The sequence below is a fragment of the Paenibacillus sp. UMB7766-LJ446 genome (assembly GCF_030226665.1).
In the GTDB taxonomy this organism is placed as follows: Bacteria; Bacillota; Bacilli; order Paenibacillales; family Paenibacillaceae; genus Paenibacillus; species Paenibacillus vandeheii.
In genome coordinates this window covers 160,480-185,803 of record NZ_JASOYM010000002.1, presented here as the reverse complement: position 1 = coordinate 185,803, position 25,324 = coordinate 160,480, and the positions used below count along the sequence as shown (strand labels likewise).

The following is a 25,324-nucleotide window of genomic DNA, read 5'->3' as shown; positions in this document are numbered from 1 at the left end:
TAGCTGTCACCTATTATAGCTTACACTTCATGTATTACAAGAAGGAGGTTTTATCATGTCAGTTATTGCATATTTAAATTTTGATGGGAACACTGAGCAAGTCATCGCGTTTTATTCAGAAGCTTTAAACGCAAGTGAGGTAAAAAAAGTGAAATTCAAGGATTTTTCACAAGATCCAAACTACCCTTTACCCGAAAATGAGTTGAATATGATTATGGAGTCATCGTTAGAATTCGCTGGTGGAAAAATAATGTTGTCGGATCTTCTTCCTTCAATGAAGAACGTAACAGGTGAGCTGGTTAAAGGCAACAATGTAATCATTAGTATCATTATTGATGATAAACAGGCAAGTGAAAAATACTTTTCTAATTTGTCTGTAGGTGGCTATGTGATCATGCCTTTATCAGAAATGCCTTGGTCTTCCTGCTTCGGAATGTTGGTTGATAAATTTGGTATCGTTTGGAAGTTTAATAGCGACGCTGATACATTCCTGGATAGAGTGATTTCTAATCAACAGTAATGCAAATCGAAGCCCACGTGCTGCTCAAGTTGGAGCAGTACGTGGGCTTCCCTCCTTTATATCTCTAACACTCTCAAGGACGGCATTTGGTCACATTTTGTTGTAAATTTAAATCTAGACAGACAAAAAGCCGTCATTATTGACGGCTTACACGATTTAATGCATATCTGGTAGTTACAGCAATAACAGAAAGCGTGTTAAATACTTCTATGGATCACAGATTTAGTCTCGGCTGCCTCAAAAATAGTCTCAATTAGTACAAGTACTCTGTGAACTTCATCATTCTTAATTGCAATTTCAGATTTCCCTTCGAGTACAGAGACAAAATTTTCATAGAAGCTTTGCTCCTCCAAGTCCGGCTTTTGTATTGCAAACTTTAGCGTGGACTGTTCGGACGGCGGCGCCATCGTTTTGGTCAATCCCTGCCCCGCTTGGATAGGTTTCGGCTCTATATGAGCAACATCCGGATTTCGAGTGATAATCTCTCCACTTAAATCCCAGTCCCGAATCACTGCAGTACCTTCCGTTCCTTTGAGATACCATCTCGGTAGCTTCACATAATTGGTCGTTCCCACTTCAATCAGTGCCGTCAGGCCATCTTTAAACGTTATATAACTCGTAAAACCATCATCCACTTCAGTTCCTAAAATATAACTTAAATTAGCCGCAACGCTTTCAATTTGGCTATCTGTAATCTGCAGCAGTTGGTCCAGCAAATGCACGCCCCAATCCAGCAGCATACCTCCACCGTAATCCTTCAGCTGGCGCCAGTCGCCAGGTATGCCGTTGGCTCCTTGAACCCTGGATTCCAAATGGAACAGCTCGCCCAAAGTCTTTTTCTCGATGATGTCCTTGGCAGTCCGGAAATCTTCATCCCAACGACGATTTTGATGGACCGTAAACACGCGTTTCTCCTGGTTCGCTACCTCGACGATATCATTAAAGTCCTTGCTGGTTATTGTAACCGGTTTTTCGCAAATTACATGTTTACCAGCCTGCAGAGCTTGAATTGCTATATCTTTGTGAACATCATTAGGTGTAGCAATCAAAACGATATCCACCAGCTCATCTGTTAGAACAGCATCCAGACTTGCATATGTTTTATAGCCGGCTTCCTTGCCCAATTCCATCCGATATTCAACCGTATCGTATACACCGATTACGGAAATCTGTGATACAGGCTCAATTAACTGGCAATGATAGCCGCCCATCCCCCCAAAGCCAACAATTGCTATATTATAAATTCGGTTATTCATCTTCATCGTCCTTTCCCATTTTGACTATGCCTACATAGACTTCTCACAGCAAACTTTATGTAAAAAAAGATGAGTGGCTGCGACCTTGATTCTATGCAAGATGTATAGCACCTCAACTTGTTTAATACCCTTATCATACAAGTCTGATAAAAGACTATCTTCCTATTTTCTTGCTGTTTTATTCCCGGATATTGTCATGCGATACTTTAAAGGCGATGTCCCCGTTGCTTCCTTGAAGAAGTGATGAAACGTCTTAACGCTATTGAATCCCGCCTGCTCAGCTATTTCGGTAATTGAATAATTTTCATTGAGCAAAATCCATTTCGCTTTATTAAGTCGATATTCATTTAGAAAGGTTATGAAGGTCATTCCTGTATTTTTCTTGAAAAACTTAGTGAAATAATACGGGCTGAACCCTATATAGTCGGCAACGTCCTTTAATATAATTGATTCCTGGTAATGCCTTTCTACATATTCGAAAATTCGTTCCAGCTTTAAAAGCATTTCTTTGGTCGGAGTCAAGATATGTTCCGAAATTTGGGGTCGATGTGTCTCATTCCCCCTTGGTACTTCTCTTAGAATAAAAGCCAACATTTCGTAAAGCTTAGCCTTGATCATATATGCATAGCCCTCTTTGCGCTCGTCATCTTCTGTGCTTACGCTTTGAAGAAGAGGAAGAAGCCTGGTTGCCGTTTCATGAGGCCAGTTCCTGCTTGATTGCTCAATTTGAGTAAAAATGTCACGAAGCGACCGATCATCGTAAATTAGTGTGGATACGTCTTGAAACAGATTCAGATCAAATTGAATAACAATTCGCTCACTGTCTGGGGATGACAAAAAAAAGTGGACGTCACCGCCATTGATGAATTGGACTTCCCCCTGCTTCAGACGAATCACCTTATCATTCAAGCCCAAATCCAAGCTTCCTTGGGTAACATAAATAATTTCAATTTCCTTATGCCAGTGAGGGTAACAGAGCACATCCCCTTTGTGAATAAAGCTCCGAAATGGGAGTCGTTTGTCAAGTTCCGGGATTTCCAGATATAAACTCATGTACGTTAGCTATCCTCCTTAAATATGTTTCATTCAATACATATCATGTAACCGATTTCGGAGCAACTTCATGTGCAAATTCCTTCTGTTCATTCTCTGTTGATCTAATCATAAAATTTAAAAGAATGTGTTTATAAATGTTTTTCTCATCGTGATTGCTGCTGAATAATCCTGCATCATCAAGTCGAATTTGACGGTAACGGTGCAATATAGAATTAACAATAAGCCTTTATCAAAAATCGCACATCCGAATATCCGGATGCGCGATTTTTTTTACATTCTAATTCTCTTGTTCCTTAATTACCTGCTCAATTCCCAAAAGGATCAGCTTCAAGCCAAATTCAAACGCTCCGTCGGTTCCCATAAGTTGAAACAAGCCGTTCGTGAACATTCTTCTGAACAATCCTGCTTCCGCTTCGCCCATGGAGTCCAAAAGGCGAATCATCTCTTCACCAGGAAGTGCTGCTTGGTCCTTAAAGATTGCGGCGACATTGCGCTGATGCTGATAATCATCCAGAACGAAGTAAAAGACATAGTTCACAAGTGTAGTAACCACTTGCATTTTCTGATCTTGCTCAAGCGGCGTCGATTCAACGCAGAGCAGCATGCGGTTGGTGAACCGAATAATGTCCGGTTCGTGGGGCAGCGTCATCATCATGAGCTGTGTGGAGCAGGGATACCGGCTGAGCACACTACGTACCGTTTCCGCAAGACCCGTTAGCTGCTCCTTCCAGTCTCCCTCGGAGTGGAACTCTTCCAGAATTATTTTCGAAACCTGGTTGGCCAGACGCTGATATAGATGCTGCTTGCTTTTGAAGTACCAATACAAGGAGGGTGCCTGAATCCCCAGCCGATCGGCCAACCGCCTCAAACTGAATTTCTCGATACCCTCCTCCCCAAGAAGCTCCCACGAAGCTTCCAAAATCTTATCCTCCGAAATTTGAGGTTGTTGTTTTTTCATGGATATCCGCCCTTTTATCTAACAGTGTAAGATTATGCTTTACAGGTTCATAAGTTCATGATACCATCTAACACTGTAAGGTACAAACTAACACTGTTAGATTGGAAGTTGAATATATTGTTCGAATTCCAGACCATTTTAAAAATAAATGAAGAAAGAAGTGAAACCCATGGATGCAGAAAACCTCCATTATTTTGAAAAAGCACCGATTGCAAAAGCCGTAGCTCACTTCGCCGTACCCATGATGTTAGGCACGTCGATGAGTGTCATCTATTCCATCTTAAATGCCTATTTCCTTGGTACACTGGGCAATACGGCCATGTTAACCGCACTCGCTTTAACCTTGCCTTTATTCGCGGTGATTATGGCGCTCGGTAACTTGATTGGTATGGGTAGCGGTACATTCATCTCCCGTTTGCTCGGTGAAAAAAGATATGATGATCTAAAGCATGTGTCTTCATTCGCCTTTTACAGCAGCTTAGTTCTTGGTCTTATAGTGATTGCCGTTGGCCTTCCTTTGATCGATCCAATCGTTCAGGGCTTGGGAGCAACGCCTGAATCCTTCAAATTTACGAAGGACTATGTCACGATTATGCTTATTGGTTCACCATTCGTCATCTTATTCTTCACACTCGAGAATATTGTGCGCTCCGAGGGTTCAGCGATCACGTCGATGGTCGGTATGATTCTCAGTGTCGTTGTAAATATTATTCTTGATGCGATAGCCGTCTTCATCTTCCATTGGGGTGTGATCGGCGTTGCTTCTGCTACGGTCATCTCTAACTTGATTGCAAGTGTTTTTTACGCATTCCATATGGGATATAAGAGCCAGTTTTTGACTATCTCCGTAAAATGGTTCAGGGCTTCCAAGGAAATTATGAGCAATGTTTTCAAAATCGGAGTTCCCGTTTTTATAATGAGTATCTTCTTGGGTGCAATGTCACTCATTTTGAACCATTTTCTTGTCGAGTATGGGGATCAGGCCGTAGCGGGGTACGGAATTTCATCACGTTTGTTGCAATTTCCTGAGTTTATTCTGATGGGCTTATGCGAGGGAGTTGTGCCGTTGATCGCCTTCTCTTTTACAGCGAATAAATTACGCATGAAGCATACCATTGGATTTACGATCAAAGCCATTGTAGCGTTAGCTGTTGTGTTCGGCGTTGTCGTCTATCTGATATCCGACCACTTGATTGGTTTATTTACAAATGACCCGCAATTAATCGAAATGGGCAGCTACATTCTGCATGTCACGTTCTTATCCTTATTTATTACAGGAATGACCTCGTTGTTTGTGGGGATTTTCCAAGCAACAGCGCAAGGTACCGCTGCCTTCATTATGTCAGTCATTCAAGGAATTACTCTCATTCCTGTGCTCTATATCGCCAACCGACTGAACGGCTTCCACGGGGTGGTTTGGTCCCTCGTCATTGCAGATGTCGTCGCGTTCCTTGTTGGAGCTATTATGCTATATATTCTGCGAAACAAATTGCAGCCGGAATTGGAAAATCTAGTACATTAGAAAACAATAATTCAGAAGACAGCAAGATGCATGTTGAGTGATGTATGCAAAAGCATGAGAGTGGTATCCCCACTCTCATGCTTTTTTTGTTTCAATGTTTTCTATTCCATTATTTTAAATCCAAGGTGACACCAAGATCACGGAGATAGTTTGTAGGATTAAATACAGGTGTGGTTATCTGGATAGAGTCCGAGCTCTTGACGTTAGCAAAAGTGATTTCATACTTATTGCTCCCTGATATACGAACCGGTGGACTGACTCTTGGCAACGGATTTCCCTTATGATCATAAAGCCAGATTTCACTCACTTGATCATAAATTCGTTCTCCTGTAATTTCGAAAGTAAAAGTTAAATTATTTTTCTCTAATTTCTGATCTACTATGATGATGGATCCCACTTTCCCTTGGGGGATAGTGATCGGGGTTCCGTTCCAATCCCCATTTACTTTTACCGTAGTATATGCACTGCTTATATAAGGTACAATCGTTACTTTTTTGGGAAGAATCTCAAAGGGCTCGAAAAAGAACTTATATTCTCCACTGTCCTTCAAGAAGTCGGACACATGATAACCGGTACTACCCAAAACAAGACCTTGATCATCGCTCACCTTGAACTTCAATATTCTGGCTATGTTATCGTCCGTATTTTTTAGACGAACGGAGAGCTCTGTCGTTGTTGGATAAAGGACAAGAGCATCATAATCCATTTCTATCTCGTTCCAAATTCCGGATTTGGTAATAGGGATCGATTGGAACCCACCTTGAAGCTCTATGGGTATCTTAGCGTAGGTGGTTGTCTCATCTCGGGACATAATGTCGAGAATAAACTTGTCGGACAGTTGCTCTTTTGGATCAATTCGGAGTGTTCCAGCATACGTTCCGTTCTCCAATTTTAGCGCAGGAGCATCCATGCTGAAGTTATACAACCTCTTACCATCCACCGCAAAAATAACATTATCAACAAACTCAAACGGATCCTTGTCATCCGCTGATGCAACCCAGCCAAGATTGATATTTGAACCGTCATATAGACTCTCTGTAAAAGTGATCTCATGAACGCCGATTTGAACTTGCTGATTGAATTGTTGAGATAATCCCAATTGACTTCCTCTTTTCACCCCTGCCCCCCCAACTAGCTCAAATGCAGATCCGATTATGGGAATAGACTTCATCGCCTCGGCAAAAGCTGGAGACAAAGACGTCATACCCACTGTGATGGATAAGGAAGCAGCTATAACACTTATAATATAAAATAATGTCTTAGACGATTTTTTGTCTCTTATTGTTAGTTCGTCAAGAGTTCGCTCAATGTGCTTATCAACAGCTTCAGGTAACGAACGATTCACTTGTTTCTTTAATTGCTGCTCCCATTTCTCCATGAAAATCCCTCCTGCTCCCTAAAAATATGACGTGCATTTTCACGTGCGCGGCGTAACCTCGTCTTAATTGTGTTCTCCGGCTTCTGGTAAATTTCTGCTAAATCCTTAATGGAGATATCATTAATGTGATAAAGCTCAAGGAGCTGTCTATCTTCCTTAGGCAATATTTCTAATAATTGCTCCAGTTCAACCTGTTCAAATCCATCCTCATGTGTGGAGAGAGACGTAAAATTCCCTAGCTCAGTAATCTTTTTATTTTGACGATGGATTTGATTACATTCATTAATTACAATGCGCAACAGCCATGTTTTGAAAAACGCAGGTTCCCTTAATGTCTTTATCTTCTCGAAAGCTTTCAGAATCGATTCTTGCATGGCGTCCCTGCAATCTACATCGTTTGTAAGTATGGTTTTTGCCACTTGGTACATGACAACTTTATGAGCTTGAATCAAGTTCTCAAAGGCGTGAACGTTGCCTTTTTGAGCTTTTTTCACCTCATTGAGTACGTCCAATAAGTTTCCCCTCCTTCCGTTTAGACAAATGTTAGATGCACAACATCGCAAAGAGGTTTCAAATTTTAAATTTTGGAGAAAACCAGCACTTTCTTAGGGCGTACTCTCGTGTAGCAAAAATCGTAAGTTTAAATTTATAAGTGTATTGCGAGAATTTCCATATGTAGGGTAACTTCTGCTGGATTTATCGTTTTTTAATAAATAATTTAAAATTTATATGTTTATCCTTCTCATAACAGGATTCAATAAGAATAGCCATCTGCTGTCTTCCAACACTGGAAGCAGAACAAGGGGACTCTTTGTGCCAGTAAACCGTATTCGGATGCTATCTGATTCAATGCACCGTAACGTACTCAGAAGATACTTTCCATTAATAGTAGTGCTAAAATTCACTCCGTTCTTATCTTCTAAAAATAGCGTATCCCTTACATCACCAATTTCGGCCGTACTGGATATAAGCTCCAACTTTTTCTCTGATATATGCATTGTAATTAAATGATAGTCAGCCAAAACAAATACGCGGTCAATCATTTGTCTAAATGATTTGATATTAAGAATAATCTCGGAGACATGAGAAGTTGGGACAAGATTTCTGGTTGGAGGGTAAAGACCTTCGATTAAGACCGATTCAATAAGTTGATTTTGCGTTATAAACCTGATCTCATGAGGGCTACATTGTATAGTTACCATTCCATGGTCGTCATCATCCAATAGTTTGACTATCTCTATTAAATTAACACCAGGAATTACTGCACTTCCCGAGAATCCCATTCCGTTCTTGATACAGATTGACCCTGTCGCCATTCGAATAACCCCATCTGTAGCAGTCATAGTGAGTTGATTCCCTTGAACCTCCAGCGATACACCCGTCAAAACTGGTTTCCCCTCAGATGTTGAACATGCCCCCGCAACCTGTTTAATCAAATACTTTAATGAGTTGCACGATACATCTATTCCATTACCTGTCTGTTGATGATTTTGTGTTGGGATAAATGGGTAGTCAATAGGCGACATTCCGCTCAGGCAAACGCGCGTGTTTCCAGAAGTTATACTCAGTATGAGCTGCTCATTCACCTCCAAGATCACATTGCCATCATTCAATTTACGAATGATTTCATATAAATACTTTGCTGGACAGACAATGCTCCCCTCGTTAAAAATATGAATCTTACTATCAGTAATACAAGCTTTATATTGAACCGTTAGGCTTGTATTGCTCCCCCTAAAAACGACCTCTTCCTTTCCTGCATATATGTATAGCCCGGACAATATTCCCTGATTATTGTTCGATAAAGCCTTAAAGACATGTTGAATAGACTTAATTAGTAAATCTCTTGATATGTGTATTAACAACTTATTCACCTGCCTTTCAATTAGCTTCGTAATAAGATTCAATCAAATGTCTTAAAAATGAAGACCGAGAGATGTCTAAATCTTTACACTCACGATCAACTTCTTCCCAAAGATCTTCAGTTAAAGTCAAGGAAACCTTCTTTGTCACACCAATTCCCTTTCTTCCTGCTCCTTCACGCGGCCCTCCACGGGTAAAAACAAAACCGAGCTGACCGTCTTTCTTAGAAAGACCTATCTTAAATTGTTTGTCCTCCATCTTATATCATCTCCATTGAATTAAGTTACTTAAATCAATTATACATACTCAGATTTTATCATATAAATCTATTTCCTTCCAGTGATTTAATACTCATTGACCGAAATCCGGAATTCTTACCAATCAAACACTTTATATATTAAATTTATAAAGATAATTTATAAAGTGTACGAGAAGGACCCACGTTATCAATTAGAGAAAAAGTGTATTTATACAATCCATTTCTGTCAATGAATAATCGTGGGTTTTTCGTTTTTCGAACAAGCTAATCCTTCCTATATATCGATTCCCTTTTCATTTCGTACTTTGTCTGGTGTTACATCATTTCCATCTGGATCAAGTATTGTAAGCGCTGAAAAAGTGTTTAAAACCTGCCCTCGAATTTCCCGTAAATAGTCTTCTCGTAATACTTGTTGTTCAACTCGTTCAGCATTTGTCAGACCCTCTTCACGCTGTTTTTTTGCCAATTGATTAATGCGATCTAAACTTTTAATCATTTTTTCCTCTCCTCTAGTACAATTAATCTTACTGGTAGTCTAGCACTGAAATGCATACGCTGCACCTATTTATTAGATAATGCCGAGAAATATGGCACCACTCTCTCTCCTCTAATTCTTGATTCACATTTATTTAATTTTCCTTACCACCACATAAATATGCAAAACAATAAGAGAACTGTCATATTCGACAGTTCCCTTCTTCTAACTATTGATTACCTTGAAGCCCCTCATACCATTCCTGTTTGAGTTCGCTCCAATGAGCCCGTTTTTCCAGTGCAGCCTGGAAATCACTCCATGCCTGCTCAAATTGTGAATCATCCTTAGCCATAATCAGCTTGGCTTTATACTCTTTTCGCACATTATCAAGTTCAGGCAAATATTTCTCCCATAAGCCACCTGGTTTGGCCTTCACCATATCGTAGTTTTGAGCAACCCTGGTTCCACCCATTTTGCCAATCTTTTCGGTGAATTCAATCGTTTTGAATCTCCCCTTTGGATCAGTAACCCCGTAATTCCACCATGGATACCAGTCATTACTATAGGAAGAAGCCGCATAAAGCTCTGGTGTCGTGCTTGCCTTCTTCGCTTGATCTCCGGAGTCATGCAAGGCTTTATAATTCTCGTCCGTATACAACCATTTTCCCAACGGTTTATCCACCCAATCCCAGAACACTCCAGGCGGACCTTCATTCACGACCTGCTGCTGTTCGGGCTTGGGCTGTAGTGTATAATCAAAGAAAGCAAGAATGGAATCGAGATTTTTTGTATTTTTGTTGATAAACACGTCATTGGCAGGATACGGATTGATAATCTGATTAGCCCCAATCTCACTCACGCCGTCCACTTTCGGATACGGAATGACATCATAGTACCATGCCGGATCGGTTGGTCCGTCGAGAACCTCCCATAACTGGGCGTCCATATTGAAGAATCCACCCGTATTCATGGCTACACGTCCGGATTTGTTTTTTTCCTTGTAACGCTCCTTCTTGTCTGTAATTGCTTCGTGATCCAGAAGCCCTTCCCGGAACATGTTGTTCATCCATTGGTAAGCCGCTTTATATTGCGAATTGTCATAGATGAATTTATAGTCATTACCTTGCTTCTCCACTGGAATAACGCCGCCAGCTGTGCTGACCGTAACGCCAAACGTACTCAGGATGACATTTTCATCGCCCGCGTCAGAGAGAAAACTAAGGGGAATCAAAGGTTTCCCGTTTTCATCCTTCTGCTTAGCTGCTGATCTCAAATACTTCTCTATACCGTCCAACGATTTCAGATCGTCCATCGTCATGCCGGTTTTCTTCAGCACATCTGTACGGACAAACCAGCCGTAGGAAGCCCAGCCGGGCCAAGGATCATCGGGATTTTGATCAAACCAGGTCGGAATGGAATAAATATGTCCGTCTGGAGCTTTCATCTGATCCAGATAGATTTTCGGAATGGAGGCCAGCCCCGGATATTTATCTGGCATATCAAAGTATTGCTCTAGCGGAAGAACGCTGCCCGAACGCGTCATCGCAGTGGTGACAACATCACTGCGTGAGAACAAGGCGCCATCATCAAAGCCACCAGTATTCAATTTCAGGTTAAGCTCTGTCATTACATCGCCCTGCGTAGCTTCCAGACGAACGTCAATGCCCGGTTCCTTTTCTTTCCAATATGTTTGGACCATATTCTGATTATTAATCGTTGCATTCCATCCTAGCCATAGCTTAAAAGAATCTGCGGAACTGCTGCCACTCTCCGTGCTGCTGCTTGAGCATGCCGTTATCCCAAACATCAGTAGAGCCATGGATACCAGAGCCAGCTTTCTTCCCTTCTGTTGACGTAGACTCATCACATGCGTCCCCCTCGGTTGTTTTGAAATTGTATAGGATTAGAAAACCCAACCTGTTGCTTAATATTGGACTATCCTTTCACTGAGCCAATAAGCACACCTTTTACAAAATACTTTTGCAGGAACGGGTACACACAAAGGATCGGAAGCGCGCTTACCATGACTGTCGCCATTTTGATGGACATAAGTGTAACGTTAGAGAGCATGGTACCTCGTGCCAGAGCTTCCTGATTATTGTTGGATCCGAGGACAGTCGAAATATCCTGGGCAGACAGCAGCTGTTGCAAAAACGTTTGAACCGGAATCAGACTCTGATCTGAGACATAAAATGCGCCAGAAAACCAGTCATTCCAGTGCCCCACTGCAGTAAAAAGACCAATGGCTGCAAGCATGGGTTTCGAAAGCGGCATAATAATGACGAAGAGAATGCGGACAGGATTGGCGCCGTCAATCTCAGCCGATTCGATCAGTGCTTCCGGAATACCCTGGATGAATTTCATCATCACAAACATATTCCACGCCGAGAATGCAGACGGGATGATGTACACCCAGAATGTGTTTAATAATGACATGTGATTAAGCTGGATGTACAAAGGGATTAATCCGCCACTAAACAGCATCGTAATCAGCACGTACCCCAGTAAGGATCTCCTGAAAGGAAGATGCCGATAGGACAAGCCATAAGCCGCCAGAAGCGTGATCAGCAAGCCTACAAAAGTGCCTATGATCGTACGGGATATCGTAATGAGGTAGGCACGTTGAATAACCGAATTCCCAAGCACAACCTCATAATTGTACAAAGTAAACTCCCTCGGCCACAGATAAACACCACCCTTTGCCGCATCGCTGCCAACGTTTAAGGAGACAGCGAGCATATACATGAAGGGATAGATTACCGAGATACAGAGCAGTGCCAACAGAGATACAATGATGGTCTGACCCACACGTTCCCTCATGGAAGATCTCATATTACCAAAGCCCCTCTCCGTTGAACTTTCGCGCCATCTGATTAGTGCACAGTACCAACACCAGGCTGATGACCGAGGAAAGGAGACCGACCGCAGTGGCCATTCCAAAATAACCTTGCTGTAAGCCGTTGCGAAGAATGTAAGTGTCGAGTACATCCGCGACTGGCTGATTGGCCGGATTCATCAGAGGATAGATTTGATCCATTCCTACGGCAATCAGTCCAGGCATACTGAGAATCAACACGATGGAGATGGTCGGCATTATACCAGGCAAGGTGATGTTTCGTATTTGTGCGAGCCGTCCTGCCCCTTCCACTCTTGCGGCTTCATAGAGCTGCGGGTCAATCGTCGTAATTGCTGCCAGATACAAGATCGTATTCCAGCCAACCTCCTTCCATAAACCGCTGACTACGATCATGGGCCGGAACCACTCTGTAGATCCCAAGAAAAAGACAGGATCTCCGCCCAGCTTCTCAATCAGCTGATTGACCAATCCACCGTCCAACGTCAGCAGGGATTGCAGGATATAAGCTACCACGATCCATGAAAAGAAATGTGGAAGATAACTCACGGATTGCACGAACCGCTTGTATTTGTTATTTTTCACCTCATTGATAAGCAAGGCCAACATAATAGGAGCAGGAAATCCGAACACAAACTTGAGAATCGCAATGTAAATCGTATTTTTCACCACAATCCAGAACTGTTCATCTTGCAGGAATGAGAAGTTTTCAAAACCAACCCATTCACTACCCCACATGGTGCTGCCGATGTGAAAATCCTTGAATGCCACTTGGATGCCCACCATCGGAATGTAGCTGAAGAGAAGCAGCAGGATCGCAGCAGGTAGAATCATTACATACTGCCAACGGTATTTTGCCAGTCGTTCAATCATTTAACCACCTCTGCCATCATTATGGAGATCAAATTGAAAGCGGTAACATAAAACAGCTTACAAATCAAATACGCTGCGTACGATTAGCTGTGATTGCAGTTCCTCAAGGGAGGCTGATCTGGTAAGATCGTCCTTCTTCAGAACAATGGTCTTTGTCTCACCTGCTGATATATCAAAATAATTGTTGCTGAAAATACCGTCTAATTCGCTGAAATCCAGCTCCACAAACCGCGCGAAGGCTTTTGAATCAACCGTAATTACAAAACGATCCTCTTCTTCCTTCATCGTGGTCTCCATTGCAGGATCAACAAAACCAAAATGCTTTGGCTTCACAAATAACACCGTACCTTCGCTTACAACTTCACCATCCACAACAAAGGAAAACTGTAAATACGTATTCCGCTTCTTAGCAGTTGTATCGAGCATCTCAGTGAAATCAAGCTGTTCGAATAATGCTGTTGATAACGCTGACACCTCTATTGCTTTTGACGAAGTTACGATTTCATTGGAACGTGAATCCATGAGCCTCCATTTCAACTCTCCTTGCACATCACTCCTACTCTCATTCGATACGTGAAGTTCTACCTTCGGACCATCTTCCCGAGCCGATACAAGGATAGGTGCGAAAAAGCGTTTGGCTGCATAATGCATCGCTTTCCAGCGACCAAAGTAATCGATACTGGACCAGGAAGCAACAGGCCAGCAATCATTTAATTGCCAGTACAATGCGCCCATACAGCGGCCACGATGTCTGCGCCAGTGCTCTACCCCGCACGAAATTCCTTCAGCCTGAATGAGCTGCGAAGCATATAACAGGGAATTGAAATCCTTCGGCAAGCGATACGTTTCCCCGATGTAATACAGAATTTTCTCATTTCCCGTACCGTTCTTCTGATGAGATTCCATAACTGGTGAGAAGATATTGCGGTCTTCCGGTAACGTAAACGTCTCAATGGTCTTGTGATTAGGAAAGGATTGCAATCCGAACTCGGACATGTAACGCGGGTACAAAGTGCGAAATTCGGTAAAAGGTTTCTTGCCATGCCATACATCCCAGTAATGCATGTCCCCGTAATTCTCATCGTTCGGAACATCAAAGCTGCCTTTGGACGAAGGTGAAGCCAACCAGTAGAACGTGTTTGGATCATATTCCTTCGCAATAGCCGGCAGTAATACCTCGTATTGCTTAATATAGTCCGCTTGTAACTGTAAGGATGTCTTCTTTGCCCAGTCCCATTCGACCCAAGCCATCTCCTGCTCATTGTTTCCACACCAGATGCCTAACGAGGCATGATGGCGCAAGCGCTTCATGTTGTCGATGGTCTCTTTTGTAATCGACTGCTTGAATTCCTCGGTCAGTTCATATACACCGCAGGCATACATCAAGTCCTGCCATACAATCAAGCCGTATTCATCGCATAAATCATAAAAGTAATTCTCAGGATAATGTCCGCCACCCCAGACACGAATCGTATTGAAATGGGCCTCCGCACAGCTCTTAATCAATCGTTCTGTTCGTTCTGGATTGCAGCGCGGCAAGATGTTATCTTCCGGAATATAGTCCGCACCCATCGAGAAAATGGATACACTGTTCACTTCGAATTCGAAGGACTCGCCCCACTGATCCTTCTCTTGCTTGACGGTTAATGTTCTAAGTCCAATACGCTTCTCATCTCGATCCAGCTCGACACCTTGTTCCATGAGCATAACGCTCAGATGATACAATGGCTGTTTGCCCAGACCATTCGGCCACCATAGCTCGGGATGCTCCACTTCAATCCAGATGTGATGATCTCTATCATTCACGACAGACGTGAATCCTTTCAATGTCTCCCCGGAAGGAGTATCTAATGAGACCTGGATCTCCCGCTCTTCTTCGACCCAACCGAATGTCCTTACGCGCACATCTAAGGTCACTTTGCCTTCGCTATGCATCTGTGTAATGTAGACATCATCCAAACGGGCATGATCGTAGCCTTGAATGGAAATATTCCGCCAGATCCCCAAATCAGGTAATTGTGGACCCCAATCCCAACCGAACATGGAATGTGCTTTCCGCAAATGGGAGATCCCTTCTACCGCATCACTGCAGTTAATCAACGGGCGCTCGGCTTGTTTACGCAGCACATACTCCACAGGGGAACGAAGAATAATGTGTATGGTATTTTCACCTTGTTTGATAACAGAAGTAATATCGATTTCATAAGTACTGTGCATATTGCTTACATTCCCGATACTCATTCCATTCAGAATTAATTCGCCAAGTGTATCCACTCCTTCACATAACAGGATGATCCGGTCATGCTTAAGATCCGCTTCGTTCACTTCAAATGAGTGTATGTACTCATAATCATAATTGCACAGTTCAAGTGCAGCCTGCTCTTGCTCGCGGTAGTAGGGGTCTTCCATTTGTCCAGCCTGAAGCAAATCATGAAAGACCGAGCCAGGAACCGTCGCTGGAATCCATTCGGCATGATCCACTCTCTTCATTTTCCACCTGCCATTTAGATCGATAAGCAACATTTGTGATACCTCCTGATGTCTTTGTAATCTATTTCATTCTATCAAGAGGCCCCCATACTTTCTTATGTTGTGTTCACAGAATTCGTGTGCTATTTTGACATTATAACAATAGGAGAGGTTCGAGCCATGATCAAATATACAGCGTCTACTCACATTCATAACGACCTGCTCGTAGATCCATTCTGGGTCGATTCCTTATCAAAAGTATCACCTGAGCATACCCATGACTTTTATGAATTTTTCATTTTAAGTGAAGGGCAGTGCCAACATATCGTCAATGGAACGACCCAGCATTTAAAGCCGGGCTGCCTTGTCTTTATTCGACCACATGATATTCACCGCTATGAGCCGGAAGGCACTCAGGACTGCCGTTTTTTGAATAGCCCTTGTCGATCCGCTGTAATAGAAGAAGCATTTGCTTACTTGAATGAGCAGAAGTATGCACAAGGACTATTGCAGGCACCCTTTCCTCAGATCGCCATGCTATCTCAGTTAGAAATGACCGAGATAATTCGAAGCTTTGAACGGATCATGATGCTCTCCACCGTTGATAAGAAGAAAGCTCGTGTATATGCAAAAGGTCTGATTATTCAAATCTTGACGCAGCATTTTTTTGCGTTGGAAACGATGGAAGAACCCATACTCCCGCTGTGGTTAGAGCATGCGATCTCCAAAATGCAGCTGAAAGAGAACATGAATTGTGGTCTTCATGCCCTCTATGAATTGTCAGGTCGAAGCGTTGGTCATGTAAATCGCGCCTTCCGTCAATATCTGAATCAGACACCAACAGAGTATATTAATCAGCTTCGGTTGAACGTAGCCAAGAACTTGCTGCTTACCACTGAGTTACGCGTGCTTGAGATAGCACTGGAAGCGGGATTTGAGAACGTCAGCCACTTCTACCATCAGTTCAAAAAATTTTATAATCAAGCCCCGCTAGATTTCCGCAAGAACGCCACAATAAATAAGGAATCGCTACAGCCATTCGATTAACGTTACTGCCGAATCAGAAGTGACCCAAACCCAAAAACTCTCCCTGTACACAGGGAGAGTAGCATATCTAATGGCATATGGCCGTCCTTTCCGTTCAGACACGTTGGGCAGAAGGAAAGCCGAACGAGATTACAGCTCCTCCCTCCTTACGGTTGGTGGCCTGAATCAGTCCGCCGCAGCGTTCCACAATAGCCCGGGCAATCGCCAGTCCCAGTCCGGACTCCCCGTCTTTTCCTTTGACGAAGCGGTGGAATAAGGTGGGCAGCAGCTCCTGTGGAAATCCGGGACCGTCATCCGAGACGGATAGCGCGATCTTTCCCTTTTCCAAGCTTGCATTGATGCGAATTTCTTTTTTGGCGTATCTTGCGGCATTTGTCACGACGTTAAGGAGTGCCTGCAGCAGTTTATCCTGATCAGCCATAATGAACAACTCTTGATTCTCCGGGCAGGTAATATGAAGGGTAAGTCCTTTCTTAACAAGTAGTGGATTAACACGCTCTGACGTTTCCGTCAGCAATTCGTTCAGGCTGACCTCGGAAGATTTGAAAATATCCTCTTCACTATCCAGCTTCGCGAGCAGCGTCATTTCGGTGACAATCTTCCCTAATCTGCTGCTTTCCCCCAGGATCACGTCCAGCCCTTTACGAACATTATCACCTTCAAAGATTCCATCCCGGATGCCCTCCGCATAGCCTGCAATGGACATCAGAGGCGTCTTCAGCTCATGGGACGCATTCTGGAAAAACTGCTTCTGTACCTCGTTAAACCTGTTCAGTTCGCCTGCCATCTCATATACCGTCTGTGCGACAGCGCCAATCTCACCGCCAGCCCTGACCAGCTGCACATCCGTGAAATGACGTTCTTTGACCTTTTTTAGTTCCTGTTTCAGATTCATTAATGGCTGAATCAGCCTTTTCGTAATAAATAGACTCAGCAGGAACATCATCGCTCCAACGATAACGATTACCAGGATGAGCCGGCCCAGAAGTGCCTGTTCAATCGCTTTGATCTTGCTCATGGGAGTCAACAGGGTCAGGGTTCCTTGAGGAATGGGACTGACATCCATAACATAACGCCCGTCCGTTCCGGACCATAGGTCCTTGATGCTGGAAGACGTGACCGCTGTATACTGCTGCAAGTTGGCAGGAACTGCTTCAGTCAATGTATCGCTACTCACCTTTCCGGTTATTCCATTCACAGACAAAGTCGTACCCGACAGCACATTGCCGTTAAAATCGGTTACAAAAGCTTCAACATCGGCAGGAATGAGTGTTGTGGGAGCACTCGCAACCTCCCCTGTTACCAATTGGACGGACTGCATACCCGTATTATTCGAATTAGGAAGAGTGACATCTCCAGTGGAAAGAACAGGACTCATTGCAAAATCACCCGCTTCAGTTATAGAAGCAGACATCGCGACACTTAATGTCTTAAGATCATTTTTCTCTGTCCCAATGAAATGATCCAACAGCACATAATGGAGTAGAACGGCCGTGACGGAGAGAATCAGAACCAGTGACAGGCCGAACGCTAGGTTGATTTGATGAACGAGTTTCATATTAAACTTCACTCCGATCTGTTCGCATACGATACCCGTGTCCCCACACCGACTCTACAGGCAGTTCCTCAATCTTTTTGCGAATCCGCTTAATTAAATGATCCACAGCACGGTCACTGCCAAAATAATCTTCCCCCCAGACAAAGCTAAGCAGCTCGTCCCTGGTAAACGCACGATTCGGATGTTCAGCCAGTACCTTGAGCATGGTAAACTCTTTACTGGTCAGGTCCACTTCTTCCCCGCGCCATATGGCGCGCCTCTCTTCCAACATTAATTGGAGCTCTCCGGTATCAATTCGTGGCGTAGCAGCCTCGCTTACAACCGCTTTTTCTCCCCCTCCGGTAATTCTAATCCAGCGTTCCAGCTGCCGCTTGATGCGGGCTACCAGCTCACGGGGGCTGAAAGGCTTCACCAAATAATCATCACTGCCCAACTCAAGGCCAAGGATCTTGTCCACCTCATTATCCTTTGCCGAGATCATAATAATGGGAACCTCTCCTTCATTACGGATGCGTTTGCATAATTCATAGCCATCCATGCCGGGAAGCATAATGTCCATCACCCACATGCTCGGTGGACTTATTCTATGTAAGGACCAGGCATCTTCCGCATTCGCAAGGCCTATCGTCCGAAAGTTCTCTTTGTGCAAATAAGCTTGAATCAGTGTGCGTATATTCTCGTCATCGTCTACAACCGCGATGAGGTAATCGTTATTCATGAACGGACCTCCAGTACTTTTCTCTATAGTGAGTATACCAAAGGAAGATGGAAGGAAAGAGCTTTGCCATTGTTTTTCCACAATTACACCAATATTGTGCCACACTCCTTCGGTAAATTGATAACTGTAAGACAAACCAAACCATAAGGAGTGTTACGAAATGAACTACAGTTTGAAATTCAGAAATGTTGCCCTGTCCGCCCTGCTGCTCACTGCGATCTCTGCACCGGTTGTCGCGAATGCCGACAGCGACGCTAACGCCAATGCTGTCACAAACGGAACAGCCACCTTGAAAGAAGCGAAATTCTCCATTGCAGCCTTCACAATGGCTAATCCAGTGGAACTGGCTAAAAAATACGCACCAGATACCGTAAGCGAATGGGAAAAAACGTTGGCCAATTACAATAAGCTTCTTTCACAGACTTCTATGTCCGCTGGATTGGCCAGTTTGGTTGCTGTTGACATAGACTCTGACCAATGGAAGGGAACTTCCGAGAACGCTAAACCAGATGAGATGAAAGAAATGCAGACTTTGAAGATTGAGGGAGGCAAACTTACCTCAATTGAGGGAGTAAAGGCCGTAAAAGCCGAACAAATACCTCATTCCGAAAGCAAGAACACCCTGTCTTTTTCGATCACCACAAGTAGTGCTGATCTGAACAAATTAGTGGAAAACGCCAAACCTGGAGAGGCAGTAGCCATCAGCACCGTGGAACTTGACGAAAAAACAACCGGAGTAACAAGCGCGGTAATCGCTGATGCAGAAACGTTTCAAATCAGCAGTATTGATCCTACTGCCAGTGCATTCTTCAAAGCTCAGACTAACTTGAATAATGCTGTATCTGCCAAGGATTCAGCCGCAATCAAGACTTCTCTTGCCGAGCTGTTGAAGCAATACAAGGAACAAATTGTCGAACTGGAAGCTAATCAAGAGTAAACATAGAGATACATTTCCCATCTCCTACATCAGTAAGCAAAGCTGGAAATCTCCATACGCTACAGAATGACCGGACGCCAACAACCAGCAAGCCTCCATGTGGAGGCCTGCTGGTTGTTGGTTTATTGACTATAAGAAGAGCCTTTACTATTCGGTTTATTGTTCATTAACCCGGGCAACTACAAACGGCTCGTTCAGTGCTTGTAAAGCTGCTGCCATGTCTTCAGCCGAAAGTCTGCCGCCAGCCGATATTTGATATTGAAACTCATAGAATCCACCCAAGGTCGCTTTGAAATTCGTTTCCCAGTAATTCGTCATCAGCCAGGCATACGCTTCCGGTTGGGCATCAGATGCTTGCTGGGTGTGGACCTTTCTAGGCCCGTAATCCAGTGTTCCCCATTGAACAAGCGGCGTGTCCGGTACGGCAAGCAGCAAGCTGCGCTCGTTATCCTGCCAGGCGATGCCCGCCTGCACGGAGGAATAATCCAGGCAGGTTCCCGGAATCTGATCCTTCCAGGGGCGAACGAGGCCTCCCGGCTTATCAGCAAACAGGGTAACCGGCCCACTTCCTCCCGGGGTGAACGGCAAAGCCAGATATACGTTCTCCGGATTCCAAACACTTTCTTTATGGAACCGTGCCGAAATGTCCATTCTGTTTTGACGGGTATATATCCGCAGGAACAGTGAAAAATAGGCAATGCCTTTTAGCTGATAACCAAGCTCAACAGTAGCATACAGCGGTCCGTTATCTACCGCGCGGATAGAGATGAGCTGACCTACCGAACGTTCCACGTTTATACCCTTACGGTTGCGACCCATTTTTGAACGGACACTCCATACCTGAGAAGCATCCAAAGGATTTGACGGATTTGTCACCTCATAGATGGGTGTGAAAGCCCCATACAGATCATCCGCTTTCAGCAGCTCGCTGCCTGTCTCCTTATCAATCCACGACACGATGCCCCGCTCTTTCGACCAAGTCAAGCGTACAAAAGGCGACTCCAGCCCGTTTTGAAAAACGGAGATCGGCCCTTGCAGCCCGCCCGGTGTTAAGGTATACATATCCTCCATGTCGTACACCTGATCAGCGCCGATCAGCTTCGAATTGGAAGTTGTCGTTAAGGAAGAAGACCCCTGTTGTGTTGCCTGAAGCGGGCGCAGGATCAGTATGCAGCTCTCCCTCCCTCGGAGTTTAAGCTCCGCAATAATCGTCTGCGCGTGGGTGGACTGCTTAATCAGCACCTCTCCCGTGTCCTCCCGGATCACCTCCACTCCGTTCAACAGTTCATCCGGTTCCCAGCCTTCGAGCTTCAGCTCAACCAACTCGGTGACCTCTCGCTCGGACAGATTCGTGACCTTGAAGCGGTAAGGACGCCCCGGGTACAAGGTAGCCGCGTTATCGTCCAGCAGCGCCTCATCCAGCGCCCGGTAAGCAAGCCTGCTTGCCTCTGCAGCGTGCGCCGTCTTGCGGACCTCGAGCAGCTGAACATTTTTGTGCCACGGTTCAAAAATAGAAGAATGATAACCCCATGTGTGTTCGGCATAGAGAGCCAGCGCCTGCTCCACAGCCTCAATTTCCTGGAGACTGACACTGTTTTGTTCGGGATCGAGCTTTTCCACCTTGCGGAGTGTCCGCTGTGCGTCCCGGTAAATCTGGGTGTGCATCGGTGTGGAGCTTACGCCATCCGACCACCAGTCTGGCCAATCCCCTTTATGCACGGGTAGATCGTCCGTTCCTTCCTTCTTCAGCCGGGCAAAAAAGCCGCTCAATGTGCTCATCTCTACGATAATTCTCTCACCGTTTTGCTGATTCCACGCTTCGATCCATTCTATGATTGCGCTGTTGGGCGATCCATTGTCTGTAGGCAGTCCGGACAGCATCACCGGCACAAAATCATACGGATACTGCTCCGCCTCAAGCTGGGCTAAATATCGATGGATGCGAGTATTGGCGATTTGATCGTGAATATTTGCCGGTTCAACAAGTCTATGGTTGAATTCATCACGAATCATGTATTTGCCCAGCGCACCAGGGCAGAAGCCGAGTTCGTTGCCAAGCATGTAGTGATCTCCATTCCAGACCAGCAGGCGTTCCCCGCTTGGGGCCTCCCACCAGAACGGAGATTGCTTGCGGCCCAGCGCATACATGCCGTGATGGGTATGTATACAGCTGAATAAATGTTGGATTCCGTTATCCAGCAGGCTGTCGGCATATCCCCAGCTGTAGCCATTGATATCCGCTGTCATCGCGCTGTCTATTTGGTGACCGATCGAGCCGGCATATGTCTGAGCCTTGCTGTGTATTTTGTTTAGCAACTGCAGGTCGGGAAGCTCAGTCATATTCAGATACGTGCCGGACAGCTCGATATCACCGCGCCGCACGGCATCGGCAAATGCAGTTTTTTCCTCGTCCCCGGCCTGCTTCAGGAATTGTTCCACGGCCCAGAAGGTCTCACAGGTCCAGCGGAACCCTTTCCACTCGGGCTTTACGCTGTTTTGAGCATTATTAACAATACGCAGCGCCTGACGGATAAAGTCGACATGATATTGTTCAATCTTTTCCTGCCTGTCGGTATAACCAAGGTCTGTATGAGAATGGTGAATGACGTATATTTTCCATTTTCGTTCAAGCGTCGGGATGGCGGCTTGCTTGATTTGTTGTTCGAGCGTCATATTTATTTTCTCCTTTGTTGGTCGAATAGGTATTTTTTACGAGCTGGAAAATCCCGTGAAACACGTGCTCCTGCATTTGCTTCTCATGGTACAGAGGAATCACCTCGGGCAAGAGTGCTTCTGAAAGCGCCTCGCCAAACAAATCATAGGTGCCCGCAATTTGTCCGCCCAGAATCAGACGCGCGGGGCGAAACTCTGCCACATACGGACGCAGCATTTCTCCTAGCCGCTGGCCGTAAAGCTGCCATACAAGGTTGGCGGCGGAAACTCCCCGTCTTGCCGCTATGGCCAGATCGTACACGTCTTCCCCCTCCTTTCGAGCATCATGGCTGTCCGCCAAAGCCAAAATCCCCCGGCTTCCGAACAGATCATCCACGGTTTCTTCCTTGTACTTCTCTGCATACAACATGCCTGAGTCAGGAATTCCCCATTTTCCGCTAACTATGGACCCGTTCTCAACAAAGGCGGAGCCGAGGCCGGTTCCCAGTGTAAGGCAAAGCAACCTGTCCTGTGGAAAAAGCCGACTGACCCCTAGAGCAAACATAGCAGCATCATTGCCAAAACAAATATTTGCGGCGGCAAGCCGGGTCATCCATGTAGGGGCTGAGTGTTCCGCTGCAAGCGCCGTTAATTTGCGCCGCAGCAGCGTTTTTAAATTGCGTTCATAAAGTTGCTCGTATTTATTCAATCCTTGGATACGGGAAACACCTGTTTCGTATTCAAAAGGCCCGGGGAAAGCAAAGCCGATATGAAAGTTGGGAAATCCGACCGGGGTCTCTTTATCGGAGCTAAGCTGCTCCATGTAGGCGACGTATCCGGCGGCAAGCTCCTGAATCACATCGGCCAGGTTGGCGGCAATTTCATACGCACTGCTGTTGGAGCGCGACGACCTTTTGACATAAAATTGAGGCAAAAGATCCCCGTTACTCAGTACGCCACCCTTCAAAAAAGTCCCGCCTGCATCAATGGCGATCGTGACGTCAGGATTCATAGATGCCCACCAGATTTCCAGTGATGCGGAAGCAGAGGCATGTTCCACTCTGGCGAAACCTGTGCCCGGATCAGGGTGCACGATCGGTCACCCAAAGACTCCATTCGGAAGGCTCCAACGGAGGCGGGAACGATATACGCTTCTGCGTACCCCCATTCCACGGCCGCTGCCTCATCATCAAGCGGAGTGAGCCTCACGCGTTCGCCTTCTACGAGGTTGAACATGACAAACTCTCCAGCTGTATCGTCGATCCACTCTCCGTCCAGCTTTAATCTTTTGACCTGAAAAAGCAGATCCTCCCGTTCACCTAGCAGCTCTTCACAGCTGGCTCCCTGTACCCGGCACTCCCTTGGAACCGCTATCAAATGTTCCTGAACGTAACGGGTGTCGAATTTCTCCTGCATGTTGGATCTGGCATGATCGCTGTTGATCGGTCGCGGCCGACCGTCTCTGTCGACCCGCAAATGGTCGTAAATTTTGAAGGTAAACCACCAGGTTGTCGAAGAGATCTCCAGCACCAGATTGTTTTTGCCCGAAAAATGTACGGCTCCAGGCGGGATCAGGAACAGGTCGCCCTTATTCGCATCTAGGATATTCACATATTCTTCGACCTTTAGCGGTTTTCCCGAGGAATGGGCGGATTCAACCGCCTGAAGCAGCTCCTCCCCGGTTGTTCCCTCCGTGAAGCCCAGCCCCACAAAAGGTTTGGCGCCTTCCTTCTGCTCCATAATGTAATAGGATTCCTGCTGTGTCATCGTTTCATTGAACGTCTGCTCAATGTAAGCTTGCTGAGGATGGACCTGCAAAGACAGATGATCCCCGTCTATCGTATCGAGATAATCAAACCGGATCGGAAAATAGTCACCGAACAGCCGTACATTTCGCTCCCCCATAATTGCCTCAGGATGAGCCGACAGAAGCAGTGGAAAAGGAAGATCCAATATAAAATCCCGATAGCCGATTAAAAGCGTGTTCTCCGGTGCGATCGGTTCAAAACCCCAGGCGCAGTTATTCCATTCCCGGGGCAGGCCGCACAGCTCTTTCAAATACTGTCCACCCCAAATTCCCGGTGCAAAGAATGGTTTTACTCGAAAAGGCTGCTGGGCCACTGAAGCCAACAGTCGGCGCAGCATGGGAACGGTGACCAGAACGGGCCGTTCCTGGTTGTTCGTATCCACATAGTAGTCAAAATTGTACAAGTGGCGTTTCCGATATTCCTCCCAGACGGGCCACTCTAGAAACAAGGCCTGTTTGTAGGTTTCGACCGTATCCCGGCAAGGTCCTAACCCGAGGGAACCCATCCCCTGCTGGTGCAGGTTCTGCTGAGACTCTCTGGATAAGTCACAAAAAAGAGAAACGTTGGCCGGACCTGATACTCTAGAAAGGAAACCAGAGCCTGGTCCAAAGGTTACAACCATGGGGGCCAACTGATCTGCCTTGGGTGACTGGGCCTCTGCATTTTCAGCAGAATCATAAAGCCGCAGTTGATGTTCTACATCACTGAGCCAGACCGACTGAGCATCTGGCCGAAAATAATCCTCAACGCTGACGTCCGAGGCCACAACACCAAAAGCGCGGTTATCCGTCAGGTAAGGGTGAAACTGCTGTAGCAAATCTGCTGAAGGTTTTAAATAATCCGCGCTATCTATTTCAATGAATACCCTGTTCTCCCGGTGGCAGCGCGACCGGAGCCTTTTCAGACATTCGCTGAATGCAGTGCCGTGTGTACCATCAATGACCATATAAAAGGGAAGCGAATCACCCTGTACACAGTCAGGCCAAATTTGACCAAGCCATTCTTCATACCCATTGCAGATCCCGGGTTCTGTCTCTTGGTCGGGCTGATGCCGGATGAAATTGACCGGCTCAGCATGAAAGGGCAAGGGGGTTATTCGGGGCATGTTTAAACCTCCAACT

21 protein-coding genes are annotated in these 25,324 nt (G+C 45.3%); 4 read left to right on the top strand and 17 right to left on the bottom strand.

All coding sequences use genetic code 11. The features are described 5' to 3' along the window. Window positions 1-55 precede the first annotated feature (55 nt). Window positions 56-520, top strand: coding sequence for a VOC family protein (locus QP794_RS05820; RefSeq protein WP_285075341.1), 465 nt, complete (start codon window positions 56-58; stop codon window positions 518-520). 197 nt (window positions 521-717) lie between these two features. Here the strand turns inward: QP794_RS05820 and QP794_RS05815 are convergent, their stop codons facing one another. The 3 genes from QP794_RS05815 to QP794_RS05805 form a co-directional block, all read right to left on the bottom strand. Then, window positions 718-1,782, bottom strand: a complete 1,065-nt coding sequence (locus tag QP794_RS05815; protein WP_285075340.1) for a Gfo/Idh/MocA family protein — start codon at window positions 1,780-1,782, stop codon at window positions 718-720. A gap of 156 nt (window positions 1,783-1,938) precedes the next feature. Beyond that, window positions 1,939-2,829 carry an AraC family transcriptional regulator gene (locus tag QP794_RS05810; RefSeq protein ID WP_285075339.1) on the bottom strand — a complete coding sequence of 297 codons (891 nt, stop codon included), beginning with the start codon at window positions 2,827-2,829 and terminating at the stop codon, window positions 1,939-1,941. A gap of 280 nt (window positions 2,830-3,109) precedes the next feature. Continuing rightward, window positions 3,110-3,790 (bottom strand): TetR/AcrR family transcriptional regulator, encoded by a 681-nt coding sequence (locus QP794_RS05805; protein ID WP_285075338.1) that lies wholly within the window; start codon window positions 3,788-3,790, stop codon window positions 3,110-3,112. A gap of 169 nt (window positions 3,791-3,959) precedes the next feature. On the opposite strand from QP794_RS05805, the gene QP794_RS05800 reads away from it, so the two are divergent. Then, window positions 3,960-5,312 carry an MATE family efflux transporter gene (locus QP794_RS05800; protein ID WP_285075767.1) on the top strand — a complete coding sequence of 451 codons (1,353 nt, stop codon included), beginning with the start codon at window positions 3,960-3,962 and terminating at the stop codon, window positions 5,310-5,312. Between the two features lie 109 nt (window positions 5,313-5,421). Here the strand turns inward: QP794_RS05800 and QP794_RS05795 are convergent, their stop codons facing one another. The 9 genes from QP794_RS05795 to QP794_RS05755 all read right to left on the bottom strand — a co-directional run bounded on the left by QP794_RS05795 (window position 5,422) and on the right by QP794_RS05755 (window position 15,537). After that, window positions 5,422-6,690 carry a DUF4179 domain-containing protein gene (locus QP794_RS05795; RefSeq protein ID WP_285075337.1) on the bottom strand — a complete coding sequence of 423 codons (1,269 nt, stop codon included), beginning with the start codon at window positions 6,688-6,690 and terminating at the stop codon, window positions 5,422-5,424. Continuing rightward, the gene (locus QP794_RS05790; RefSeq protein ID WP_285075336.1) at window positions 6,666-7,202 is read right to left on the bottom strand and encodes a sigma-70 family RNA polymerase sigma factor; all 537 of its coding nucleotides are present in this window, start codon (window positions 7,200-7,202) and stop codon (window positions 6,666-6,668) included. The genes QP794_RS05795 and QP794_RS05790 overlap by 25 nt, the downstream gene beginning before the upstream one ends. A 213-nt stretch (window positions 7,203-7,415) precedes the next feature. Then, window positions 7,416-8,597 (bottom strand): DNA polymerase III subunit beta, encoded by a 1,182-nt coding sequence (gene dnaN / locus QP794_RS05785; protein WP_285075335.1) that lies wholly within the window; start codon window positions 8,595-8,597, stop codon window positions 7,416-7,418. Next, window positions 8,572-8,811: a ribbon-helix-helix domain-containing protein gene (locus QP794_RS05780; protein ID WP_024633241.1), complete on the bottom strand. Its 240-nt coding sequence runs from the start codon at window positions 8,809-8,811 to the stop codon at window positions 8,572-8,574. Before QP794_RS05780 ends, dnaN begins: the two co-directional genes overlap by 26 nt. A 275-nt stretch (window positions 8,812-9,086) precedes the next feature. After that, on the bottom strand, window positions 9,087-9,308 hold the full coding sequence (locus QP794_RS05775; RefSeq protein ID WP_285075334.1) for a DUF896 domain-containing protein: 222 nt from the start codon (window positions 9,306-9,308) through the stop codon (window positions 9,087-9,089). A 208-nt stretch (window positions 9,309-9,516) separates the two neighbouring features. After that, window positions 9,517-11,151 (bottom strand): type 2 periplasmic-binding domain-containing protein, encoded by a 1,635-nt coding sequence (locus tag QP794_RS05770; RefSeq protein WP_285075333.1) that lies wholly within the window; start codon window positions 11,149-11,151, stop codon window positions 9,517-9,519. Window positions 11,152-11,222: 71 nt separating this feature from the next. After that, entirely contained in the window at window positions 11,223-12,119 is an 897-nt protein-coding gene (locus QP794_RS05765; RefSeq protein WP_285075332.1) for a carbohydrate ABC transporter permease, read from the bottom strand. A 1-nt stretch (window position 12,120) separates the two neighbouring features. Next, window positions 12,121-13,014, bottom strand: coding sequence for an ABC transporter permease (locus QP794_RS05760; RefSeq protein WP_285075331.1), 894 nt, complete (start codon window positions 13,012-13,014; stop codon window positions 12,121-12,123). Between the two features lie 57 nt (window positions 13,015-13,071). Further along, the gene (locus QP794_RS05755) at window positions 13,072-15,537 is read right to left on the bottom strand and encodes a beta-mannosidase (RefSeq protein ID WP_285075330.1); all 2,466 of its coding nucleotides are present in this window, start codon (window positions 15,535-15,537) and stop codon (window positions 13,072-13,074) included. Window positions 15,538-15,663: 126 nt separating this feature from the next. On the opposite strand from QP794_RS05755, the gene QP794_RS05750 reads away from it, so the two are divergent. Beyond that, window positions 15,664-16,530, top strand: coding sequence for a helix-turn-helix domain-containing protein (locus QP794_RS05750; RefSeq protein ID WP_285075329.1), 867 nt, complete (start codon window positions 15,664-15,666; stop codon window positions 16,528-16,530). Between the two features lie 94 nt (window positions 16,531-16,624). Here the strand turns inward: QP794_RS05750 and QP794_RS05745 are convergent, their stop codons facing one another. Continuing rightward, window positions 16,625-18,088, bottom strand: a complete 1,464-nt coding sequence (locus QP794_RS05745; protein ID WP_285075328.1) for a sensor histidine kinase — start codon at window positions 18,086-18,088, stop codon at window positions 16,625-16,627. Between the two features lies 1 nt (window position 18,089). After that, complete coding sequence (locus tag QP794_RS05740) at window positions 18,090-18,806, bottom strand: response regulator transcription factor (protein WP_285075327.1); 717 nt, start codon at window positions 18,804-18,806, stop codon at window positions 18,090-18,092. Window positions 18,807-18,966: 160 nt separating this feature from the next. Between QP794_RS05740 and QP794_RS05735 the strand changes: the two genes are divergently transcribed. Continuing rightward, window positions 18,967-19,743 carry a hypothetical protein gene (locus QP794_RS05735; RefSeq protein ID WP_285075326.1) on the top strand — a complete coding sequence of 259 codons (777 nt, stop codon included), beginning with the start codon at window positions 18,967-18,969 and terminating at the stop codon, window positions 19,741-19,743. A gap of 156 nt (window positions 19,744-19,899) precedes the next feature. Here QP794_RS05735 and QP794_RS05730 read toward each other — a convergent pair whose 3' ends face one another. From QP794_RS05730 to QP794_RS05720, 3 genes are read right to left on the bottom strand one after another with little or no spacing between them, the layout of a single operon-like run. Then, window positions 19,900-22,416, bottom strand: a complete 2,517-nt coding sequence (locus tag QP794_RS05730) for a glycoside hydrolase family 38 N-terminal domain-containing protein (RefSeq protein ID WP_285075325.1) — start codon at window positions 22,414-22,416, stop codon at window positions 19,900-19,902. After that, window positions 22,370-23,407, bottom strand: coding sequence for an ROK family protein (locus tag QP794_RS05725; RefSeq protein ID WP_285075324.1), 1,038 nt, complete (start codon window positions 23,405-23,407; stop codon window positions 22,370-22,372). The genes QP794_RS05730 and QP794_RS05725 overlap by 47 nt, the downstream gene beginning before the upstream one ends. Beyond that, the gene (locus QP794_RS05720) at window positions 23,404-25,308 is read right to left on the bottom strand and encodes a class I mannose-6-phosphate isomerase (RefSeq protein ID WP_285075323.1); all 1,905 of its coding nucleotides are present in this window, start codon (window positions 25,306-25,308) and stop codon (window positions 23,404-23,406) included. Before QP794_RS05720 ends, QP794_RS05725 begins: the two co-directional genes overlap by 4 nt. Window positions 25,309-25,324 lie beyond the last annotated feature (16 nt).